The organism is Embleya sp. NPDC056575, from assembly GCF_042793325.1.
Lineage (GTDB): Bacteria > Actinomycetota > Actinomycetes > Streptomycetales > Streptomycetaceae > Embleya.
Window position 1 is genome coordinate 671 of the sequence record NZ_JBHTVA010000198.1, and the last position, 449, is coordinate 1,119.

General features: G+C 58.4%; 1 protein-coding gene. It reads right to left on the bottom strand.

Annotation, left to right across the window (positions count from 1 at the left end; all coding sequences use genetic code 11):
• On the bottom strand, nucleotides 1-449 hold a 449-nt coding region (locus tag ACFRCG_RS48720), incomplete at both ends, for an AMP-binding protein (RefSeq protein ID WP_380043115.1).

The following is a 449-nucleotide window of genomic DNA, read 5'->3' on the forward strand; positions in this document are numbered from 1 at the left end:
CGCATCCTGCACCTCAGTAAGCTGGGCGAGCTGGACTTCAATTTCTGAGAGCTCGATCCGGTAGCCGCGGACCTTGACCTGCTGGTCGATCCGGCCGATGTATTCGATGCCGCCGCCCGTCCATTTCACCAAATCGCCGGTGCGGTACATGCACTCACCCGGCACAAACGGATCAGCGACAAACCGCTTCGCGGTTTCGTCTTCTCGATTCAGATAGCCTCGTGCCAGTCCGCGCCCCGCCACGCAAAGCTCTCCGGCTACGCCTTCCGGCTGCACCTGATTGCCCTCGCCGAGAATGTATACTCTCGTATTGGCAATGGCCCTTCCGATGGAAAGCGAGCCTTCCTCCGGATGGATTTCTGTACTCGTGGCAACGACCGTATTTTCTGTCGGCCCGTAGTTGTTGACGAGTGTGTACGGCTTTTTCACTGCCCGCTTCAGCTTGTCTC